General features: G+C 44.1%; 7 protein-coding genes. 2 read left to right on the top strand and 5 right to left on the bottom strand.

Annotated elements, in window-relative coordinates:
- Positions 1 to 688: 688 nt before the first annotated feature.
- From ACYVAA_RS21180 to ACYVAA_RS21165, 4 genes are all read right to left on the bottom strand, one after another.
- Entirely contained in the window at positions 689 to 1,288 is a 600-nt protein-coding gene (locus tag ACYVAA_RS21180; RefSeq protein WP_460545679.1) for a 3-keto-disaccharide hydrolase, read from the bottom strand.
- Between the two features lie 10 nt (positions 1,289 to 1,298).
- A complete protein-coding gene (locus tag ACYVAA_RS21175) occupies positions 1,299 to 2,081 on the bottom strand; it encodes a 3-keto-disaccharide hydrolase (protein ID WP_460545677.1) in 783 nt (260 codons plus the stop codon).
- Between the two features lie 378 nt (positions 2,082 to 2,459).
- The gene (locus tag ACYVAA_RS21170; RefSeq protein ID WP_460545675.1) at positions 2,460 to 3,227 is read right to left on the bottom strand and encodes an XRE family transcriptional regulator; all 768 of its coding nucleotides are present in this window, start codon (positions 3,225 to 3,227) and stop codon (positions 2,460 to 2,462) included.
- Between the two features lie 12 nt (positions 3,228 to 3,239).
- A complete protein-coding gene (locus ACYVAA_RS21165; protein WP_460545673.1) occupies positions 3,240 to 3,497 on the bottom strand; it encodes a hypothetical protein in 258 nt (85 codons plus the stop codon).
- Positions 3,498 to 3,828: 331 nt separating this feature from the next.
- Here ACYVAA_RS21165 and ACYVAA_RS21160 point away from each other — a divergent pair, with 331 nt between their 5' ends.
- Entirely contained in the window at positions 3,829 to 6,159 is a 2,331-nt protein-coding gene (locus ACYVAA_RS21160) for a TonB-dependent receptor (RefSeq protein ID WP_460545671.1), read from the top strand.
- A 439-nt stretch (positions 6,160 to 6,598) separates the two neighbouring features.
- Here the strand turns inward: ACYVAA_RS21160 and ACYVAA_RS21155 are convergent, their stop codons facing one another.
- Entirely contained in the window at positions 6,599 to 8,851 is a 2,253-nt protein-coding gene (locus ACYVAA_RS21155) for a Tex family protein (RefSeq protein WP_460545669.1), read from the bottom strand.
- Positions 8,852 to 9,009: 158 nt separating this feature from the next.
- Here ACYVAA_RS21155 and ACYVAA_RS21150 point away from each other — a divergent pair, with 158 nt between their 5' ends.
- Entirely contained in the window at positions 9,010 to 9,579 is a 570-nt protein-coding gene (locus tag ACYVAA_RS21150) for a TlpA family protein disulfide reductase (RefSeq protein ID WP_460545667.1), read from the top strand.
- Positions 9,580 to 9,688: the final 109 nt, after the last annotated feature.

The following is a 9,688-nucleotide window of genomic DNA, read 5'->3' as shown; positions in this document are numbered from 1 at the left end:
TGTTTTCCTACCGACTGTTTCTGTCTTTATCGTCTTACAATACTTCAATGAACTTATCTGCCGGGCATTCCCGGCCGTGACGCAATCGCTTACGTGTCGTTTCTTTTCCTTCCATTTCCGGCACCGAACGTTTTCGGCTGCCTTTATCCCCTTTCGCTGTGCAAAACTAGTGAAAAAGAATTTTATTTCGGAAACTTATTTTCAGTTTATTTTTCCGGAAGTTTTTCAGCCTTAAGGCCGATCTTTCTTCTTTGCTTTACCCGTTTGGGTCTGCAAAGCTCCGGATAATTTTCCGTTCCCGCAAGCAAATTTCCGTTTTATTTTTTCGCCTCTTTTTGGGGCCAAAAACCCGGCATGCTTACCCGCGGCCTGTCTGTCAATCATTCCCCCGGACATCTTCCGTAAGGGTCTGCAAAGGTAGCGGTTTGTTTCTTTCCCGCAAACTTTTTGCCGAAAAAAATCCGGACTTTCTTTCCGCCCGAACCGTAACCCCAATCCTGTCAATCTCTCCCCCTCTTCCCGCTCTCTCCGTGCCTGTCCGTCCAACAGGGTCACAAAGGTAACAACACTTTCTTATCCCGCAAGGGGGAAAGGCGTAAAAAATGAAGGTATTAACTTAATCCGTTGTGGTACAGCCTAAAAAATAAATCAACAAAAAATAAGGCCTCGTTTCCGAGGCCTTAACACTTTATAATTTTCTTAATTTGATATTTCTCCAGTAGACTTTGATTCCACCACCGTCGTGGATTTGTAAACAAATGCCACCTTCACCTTCGCCAATTTTGGCATCTGAGAAATCTACCATTTCTGTTCCGTTTACCCAGCTCGTCACACGATCACCTTCCACACGGATTTTCATCTTGTTCCATTCGCCGAACTTCAATGCTTTATCCTTTTCCGGATCGGGCTTGATCAACCATCCCCTTCCGTAAGATTCATAGATACCACCGGTGGCATGACCCGGAGGTGCCACTTCTACCTGCCAACCGGAAACTTTGGTCCCATCTACAGTAGAACGAATAAATACACCACTGTTACCATCTGCTCCTTGCTTGAATTCCAGCTCCAATTCGAAATCCTTGTAGTGCTCATCAGTACCTAAATACCCGTAACCTTTATCAGGGCCACTTTCACAAACTAGCAAACCATCCTCTACATACCACTTTTCAGTTCCGTAGATGGTCCATCCACTCAGGTCCTTTCCATTAAACAATTTGATCTTTTTGGCAGCAATCCCTGCTACTGCCAAAAACAACACTGCAGGGATAATCAACAAATACTTCTTCATAGTTACTTAGTTATTTTAGCTTTTTTATTTTAATGTTCTTAAACCAAACGGCATCGCCATGGTCCTGCACTGCGATCAAACCTTTTTTGGCAATCTTATAATCAGGAAAGTCGGTCCATTTCCCGGAATTCTTTTTGGCATTCCATTCTTCAGAATAAGGGACAAACTCAACGGTCTTCTTCCCATTCAACCAATAGCTTGATCCTTCAGTAGAAAACACAATTTTGGATTCATTCCATTCTCCCGCTGGTTTCACCGCTCCTTCAAAGTCCGGCTCTGTCATGGCGTAGTCAGCACCTACAGACTGCCACTTTTCCAAAGGCTGGGCAAATCCCAACTGATCAATCACCTGATATTCTGGCCCGGTGTAATAAGGAGCTTTGTAATCAGGTCCTTCTACCACATGGTAAAACAAACCACTGTTTCCTCCCTCAGAGATTTTCCAGGTAAACTTTAATTCAAACTCCTCAAATTCATCGTCACCATATACAAGGTCCCCTCCAATATCAGCACCTCCAGTGGCACCAAGACCTTTCATGGCACCGTCTTCGATAATCCAATTGGGCGGCAAGGTATCCCCGTTGAAGGCTCTCCACCCATCCAAGGACGTCCCATCAAACAACAATTTCCAACCATCTGCTTTCTCAGCCGCAGTCAAGGTATTGTCTTTGATTTCTTCTACTTCCGGGCTAGCAACCTCCACCTTTTCACCTTCGGTGGCGTCTTTGCTCCCACTGTTGCATGCAGCCATCATGGCTGCCAAAGCAAAAATGCTTAATGTTGTCTTTTTCATTAAACTATAGTTTTAAAATTAATTTCATCTTACAGGACCTCATTGGTTCAGCCTTATTTCAAAGCTACAAACTCCAAACAATAATATAAACAGCGTTTAGCTGAAAGCTATATGACCAACGCAAAATGACCTCCTGCCTCCTACTTATTGCTTATTTTATCATAAACATAAGGTCATAAATATAATATTTTTATAAACAAGACGGTAGTTTATTTATTTTTTTGAATAAAAATTTATGACAAGCGGTTAGCCCATGTCCAATACCTAAAAACAAAAATTTGTGCTGTTAACAATGTGTGCGCACACAAAAAAATAATGGAGTATCCTTCCATTTTTAAATAAGCAGGGCTATTCCTAAAAAAGTAAAGTCCAGCTTACTTATCTGGACTTTATTATGCTGCTTTTGAGCTCGGAAATCATGTCGGCGATATCCTCCAAAGAGGTAGGTTTTGATTTATCCTTCGGATTAGGAAAATCAGTACTTATAAAGGCTTTGGCTTCCCAAATCTCATTCACCTCTTCCCCCCTTATCTCATAAGGCTTGTAGACATCATTGTCGGAAACCAAAAACAGCTTCCCGTTTTCCTCCAGATAGTTAAAAACACGTTTGTAGACGACCCCTTCTGTTTCTGTCACCAGAACATAAGTTCTTCCACTTTTGATGTCTGTCAACTGTTCCACGTAAGCCCCGATCACCACGGTTCCTGAAGTCAAAGGCAACATACTGTCTCCATTTATCTCAAAAGCCCTATAGGTGGCATTTTTGGATAAATTCGGCAAGTGGAATTGCGGAAGTTCTTTTAAGTACTCCGGATCGGCAAAACCATTAAGGTATCCCGCGGAAGCTTTTTGGGGAATCATGGTGATATTTTCCTTCTCTTCTTGGTTAAGGGATACCGTCAATATCTTGATGTCCTTCTTTTGGGTGGCTTTCCGTCCCTTTTGCTCGATGTCATGAAACAGCAGCTCATCCATCGATACTGAAAAAATATCCGCCATAATCTTTAATGAGGACAATTTAGGCTCCGACCTTCCGTCCTCATATGCCGATATCATGGTCCGTTTGACTCCCAACTGATCGGAAAGACTCTCTTGGGTCATCTGCTTGGACTTCCTTAAATACTTTAAATTTTTGCCTAAAAACATTTTCTATTTCAGTTAAGCACTATAAAGGTAAAAATTGTGGTCATCCCTCCAATTGCTTTTAAACGAAAACCTGTTCAAATCCATCTTTGACCTCTCCATCATCTCTATCCTTTCCCGGATTTCCTGAATGACGTCCCCTACAGCTCTGTCTCCACTTACTAATAGGTAACCGTACCGGGGATGAACCTGATCTTCCACGAAGAATTTAACCTGATGATTGCCTGAAGCCAATTGCTTGCTAACGATTCTGATCTTGGGAGCCTTTTCCATAGTGTTGTCCTTTATTTTACTTTCACTAAGGTAGTGAATGTTTGTAAAACACACAAAGTAAAGTTTACACAAACAACTATTTTACGACACAAATTGTCTCAAATAAGCAATGATTTAGCACAAGACCGTCCTTACTGCCTCACTGTAGTACAGCAGTCACCTCAAAATGATACACTTTTAACTCTCCAGATCGAAAACACTCCCGCAGGGACATCAGGGGCAACTGCTGATTTTGCCGAAAATCAGTCTATTCTTCCACTGATCTAAAACAGGGACAATCCCCAAACCCTATCCCCTTAATATTGGTTGATAGTATAAACTTTATAGCCAGATGAAATTCTTTAAGCTAATTTCTGCCCTTATTATTCTCCTAACTGCATCCTTTTCGGTCCGTGCTCAAATCAATGTCAGCGGACAAATAGTGGATCAATCCAATCAAGAGCCCCTACTATTTGCTCAGGTGGCACTTTTTGAGGAAGGAAGTGACCAAACCGTAACTTTCACCCAGTCAGATGAAGAGGGGGAATTTATCTTGAAGGCACAAAAAGGCACATACGACCTCAAGGTCTACCTCATTGGGTACGAAAGCAAAAAGATAAAAGGCATAGAAATCCAGACTGACCAAAACCTGGGGAAAATACTCCTTGCTGCCGCAGGCAAACAGCTCGAAGAAGTCGTGGTGCAGTCCAGCAGCATTCCCATGAGGACAGATGTTGAGGGAATTGTCATTACCCCGCAGCAAAACCTTGCCAATGTGGGTGGCACAGTCCTGGACATATTGAGAAATACCCCCTCGGTAAGTGTGTCGGAAGATGGATCCATTTCCCTTAGAGGGAGTTCCGGCACCAATATTTTGATCAATGGCCGTAACTCTTCTCTCACCCAGAATTTGGACCAAATTCCGGCCAGCGCGATTCAGCAGATCAAAATCATCAACAACCCCAATGCCCGTTATGATGCAGAAGCCGAGGGCGGTGTGGTCAATATCATCCTTAAGCGAGGTGAAAACATGGGCACCCATGGTGGTGTAGAATTGACCTACGGGACAAGAAACAGATTAAATACCGGAGCCCGGGTCAACCATACCACTGCAAAATATAATCTTTATGCCGGTTACAATTACCGTGACTGGAAAGGCGTGGGCGAGAGAACCACCTTCAGAGAATTATTTGAGTCAAATGAAACGCTCAACCAGAGAAACGATAATTCCGATCACAGAAAAAACCACAGCTTCAACTATGGTGCAGATTATTATTTCGGAAAAAACATCTTAAGCTATCAAGGGGTATATAATACCGGAGATGACTATGAGAACAATACCTTATATTCAAAAATGACTGACAGCGAAACCGATGATCTCTTGCTGGAGTATGTCCGAAGGAATACCGAGTCAGAAGCAGATGATGGTTTTGACAACGCCCTAATCTACGAGAGGACCTTTGATGATAAAAACAGGGAGTTCAAGGTGAGTGTCAACAATTCCTACCAAAATCAATACAAAATCCAAAACATCGACATTTTTAGAAATAACTCCGAGCCGCTACCAGAAAACCAAAACGGTCAGGAAAGGGCATTCACGGATGAAAAGCGCTATACCACGGTTTTACAAGCTGATTACATTCACCCTGTAAATGATAATGTAAAACTGGAAATGGGACTCAAATCCACCTTCAGGAAATTCGATAATGACTACAAGTATTTCCAGTTTTCTGAAAGCACCAACGACTTTGAAGAAAACCTGGACATCAGCAACCATTTCTTGTACAAGGACCAAATCCACGCCGCCTATTTTATTTACTCCAGAAGCTCGGAGAAATTTGACTTCACCTTGGGCACCAGGGCAGAACAAACCTTGGTGGAAGGATTGCTTTATAATACCAATGAACGGAACAAACAGGACTATCTTAACCTTTTTCCCAGCGTACAGGCCCTTTACAAGCTAAATGAAGAACATTCACTGAAATTCACCTATAGCCGTAGGATAGACCGTCCCACTGCATGGAGACTGAACCCTTTTCCCGACATCACTGATTCCCTTAGTGTCAGAAGAGGTAACCCTGCCCTTCAGCCGGAGATGATCAATTCCATGGAATTGGGGCATATGGTAAATTATGAAAAGGCCAGCCTTACCACCAATCTATTTTACAGGCATGTCAATGGGGTACTGGATTACATCACCACTGTAGAAGACGGTATCTCTTATCAACAGCCCACCAACCTCAACACAGGACAAGCTTATGGTCTGGAATTTATCGGGGTAACCGAAATTACCAAATGGTGGAACCTAAATGGCAGTATTTCCCTGTTCCAAACCAAAGTGGACGGCTCCAATCTTGGAGAAGAATTTGTCAGTAAAGGCTTCTCCTGGAACTCTAAATTGACCACTGACTTTGCCCTTCCGATGGACTTTAAACTGCAGTTGGTAGGCGACTACGAATCACCCGAAATAGAAGCCCAAGGTAGGGACTTTGCCCGTTATAGCATGGATGCTACATTGTTAAGAAGTTTTATGGAGGACAAGGCAAGCCTTTCCTTGAGTGTAAGAGATGTCTTCAACACCAGAAACTTTGGTGGCTATAACCAATCCAACACTTTCTATCAGGAATTTTTGGCGGAATGGGAAAGCAGAATAGTCTTGATCAGTGCGAAGTACAATTTCTAGGTTAGTTATTGGGTTATTGGTTACTAGGTTATTGGTTGTTCAGTTATTTGGGATCAGGTGCTGTTTCCCATGAAGGAAAGGTTTAAAACAATCAACATTGGAGTACGCTGAATAAGGGCTTTAATTAAAACATCCGTGTTTATCTGTGTGCATCCGTGGCCCTCAATTATTCCATATGATCGAAATTTAGCTTTATTAAAAAGGATTGAATTGGGAGCTATAGCATTGCGAACCTGTCTGCTCCAGGTAGGCCCTTTTGCGATGGGAAAGTGCTAAGGAAATGTTTTGGACAGCCTCCCTGTGGACAAATCCTCTCCTTGCGAGACTCCCGCTCCGCCTGTGGCGGATCGGAGTGACGTTTTTTAAACTGAGGCTTTCAGGGAATTGGACTGAAAGGGCATAAAAAAAGCTGGCCGATTGGACTCGGCCAGCTTTGTGTTTATTTCCCAAACTTCCCTTTGAGCATGGCCAGTTTAGCGGCCAAATCCCCTTCAGGCTCTTGTTCTCTCCTTCTCTCCCTCTTGCCGCCTCCAGCTTTGCCCTTGCCTTTCTCGGCAAAAGGATCGGATTTCATACTCAGGCCTATGCGTTTCCTGTTCAGATCCACTTCCATTACAGTCACCTCCACTTTCTGATTGACGGTCACCACTTCATTGGGATCCGACACATACCTATCCGCCAAATGGCTCAAATGCACCAATCCGTCCTGATGCACCCCTACATCCACAAAGGCCCCAAAATTGGTAATATTGGTGATGATTCCCGGAAGCTTCATCCCCACCTTGAGGTCCTTCATCTCATTTACTCCTTCCTGGAAATTGAAGACCTCAAAGGTTTCCCGCGGATCCCTTCCCGGCTTGGCCAATTCTTCCATAATATCCTGAAGTGTCGGCAAACCAACGGTCTCGGTCACATAGTTCTTCAATACGACTTTGGCGCGTAACTCGTCGCTCTTTATCAAATCGGTCACACTGGCACCGATATCCGAAGCCATTTTCTTTACCAGCGCATAGCGCTCTGGGTGAACAGCACTCCTGTCCAGTGGATTCGTTCCATTATTGATCCTTAGGAATCCAGCCGCCTGTTCATAGGCTTTGTCTCCCAAGCGGGGGACACTTTTGATATCCTCCCTGCTTTTGAAGGGGCCGTTTTCATTTCTATAGTTGACGATATTCTGGGCCAAAGAAGGGCCCAAACCGGACACATAGGTCAAAAGCTGCTTGGAGGCCGTGTTTACTTCCACCCCTACTCCGTTCACACAGCTCATGACTGTATCATCCAGGGAATTCTTCAAAGCCGATTGGTCCACATCATGTTGGTATTGGCCCACTCCGATTGACTTAGGGTCAATCTTCACCAGCTCAGCCAGCGGGTCCATCAACCTTCTACCGATGGAAACAGCTCCTCTGATGGTCAGGTCAAGGTCCGGGAATTCCTCACGGGCTACTTCTGAAGCGGAATAAATGGATGCTCCACTTTCATTTACCATAACAATCAGCACCTCTTTGGGGAGTCCAAGGGACCTAAAAAACTGTTCTGTCTCACGACTGGCAGTACCATTTCCAATGGCTATGGCCTCTACCTGATGTTTTTCCACCAAATGCTTCACCAAGGCTCCTGATTCTGCCACCTTTCTCTGGGGCTCATTGGGATATATGGCATCGTAATGCAATAACTGCCCCTGAGGTCCCAAACAGGCCAGCTTACAACCGGTTCTGAAACCAGGGTCAATGGCCATCACAGACTTCTCTCCCAAAGGTGCTCCCAGCAGGAGTTGTCTTAAGTTTTCGGCAAAGACCTTGATGGCATCTTCATCTGCCTTTTTCTTGGTATACAGCCTTACCTCCGTTTCCATGGAAGGCTTCATCAAACGCTTATAGCAGTCTTTTATGGCCAATTTGACCTGCTCGGCACTGGTATTGTTCTCAGTTACCACGGTTTTCTCCATCAGGGCGAGGGCGTCCAGTTCTTCCGGACAGGAATCCAACATGAGGAAAAGCTCTTTCTCTCCCCTTCTCATGGCCAAAACCCTATGGGAAGGAGCCGTTTTGATTGGCTCAGACCATTCAAAATAGTCTTTGTATTTGATGGCCTCTTCTTCTTTCCCAGGGATGACCTTGGAAACAAACTGGCCCTGATCGATGAATAAATCCCGCATCTTTTTCCTCAGCTCTGCATTTTCATTCACCCATTCGGCAATAATGTCCCGGGCACCCTGCAGGGCTTCCTCCACATTGGCCACCTCTTTCTCCGCATCGATATAGGCCTTGGCCTCTTCTTCCAGGTTGATGGATTCCTGCTCAAATATTTTGGTAGCCAAAGGTTCCAAGCCTTTTTCCCTAGCAATGGTCGCCTTGGTTCTTCTCTTTGGCTTATAAGGAAGGTAAAGGTCCTCCAATACAGACATTGTCTCGGCCGCATTGATCTTCGCCTCCAATTCCGGAGTCAGTTTCTCCTGGTCTTTGATGGACTTCAGGATAGCTTCCCTTCTTTTATCTAAATCGCGAAGCTGCTGCACCCTGTCCCTGATGGCGGCCACCTGAACTTCATCCAAAGAGCCGGTTACCTCCTTTCGGTACCTCGATATAAAAGGTACTGTAGCTCCTTCATCCAACAATTCAATGGTATCGGACACTTGCTTGTGCCTGATATTCAGCTCCTCGGCTATTTTTAGATAATGATTGATATTCATAAACTTTTAAGATATTGCTGTACTATAGGGGCGCAATTTAAAGTTTATCAAAGAGTTTTCTCAGAGGAATTTATTTTAATTGTGACCCAAGTCACTAATGGATTGTAAATCAAATTATAACTTTAAGCCGTAGATTAAAACAAACCATAATTATCAAAGTGAACTGGAAAAAAGAACTAAAAAGTTGGGGTATAATTTTAAGCATTTTCGGTGTCCTGTACTTTACGGGCTGGCACACCGCTGTCATCGGTAAAATCCAGTCCGTGGTTTTGTCCACAGGCCTGATCAAACCAGATGTTGAAGACCCTGCAGCATTCGAGGATTTCGATTACGCTATCAAATTCAAAGACCTCAATGGAAAGCTGGTGGATATGGAATCCTACAAGGGTAAAACCGTCTTTATCAACCTGTGGGCAACTTGGTGTCCCCCCTGTAGGGCGGAGATGCCCCATATCTCTTCCCTGTATGAAAAACTCCAGGAGGAAAAGGACATTGCTTTCCTGATGGTCAGTTTGGACGAAAAGGTCGAAAAAGCACAAAAGTACATTGACAATAAGGCCTACACTTTTCCGGTGGTCCATGCCAGTTATGGACTTACATCCGTACTAACTTCCCAGTCCATCCCCACCACCTTGGTGGTAAGTCCCGAGGGAAAAGTGGTGTTCAGGCATGAAGGGATGAGCAATTTTGACACGGAAGAGTTCCGTGATTTCCTACTGGGACTTTAACCCGAATTCCAAGACTTATAAAAAAGTAACGTACAATAGCTAACTTATGAACCTGAGTTCGATTTAAAAGCAGTGAAATAGGATCGCTGCGTCATTGCGAACCCTTTTG

The sequence above is a fragment of the Echinicola sediminis genome (assembly GCF_054777495.1).
This window is presented reverse-complemented; position numbering and strand designations above follow the sequence as displayed.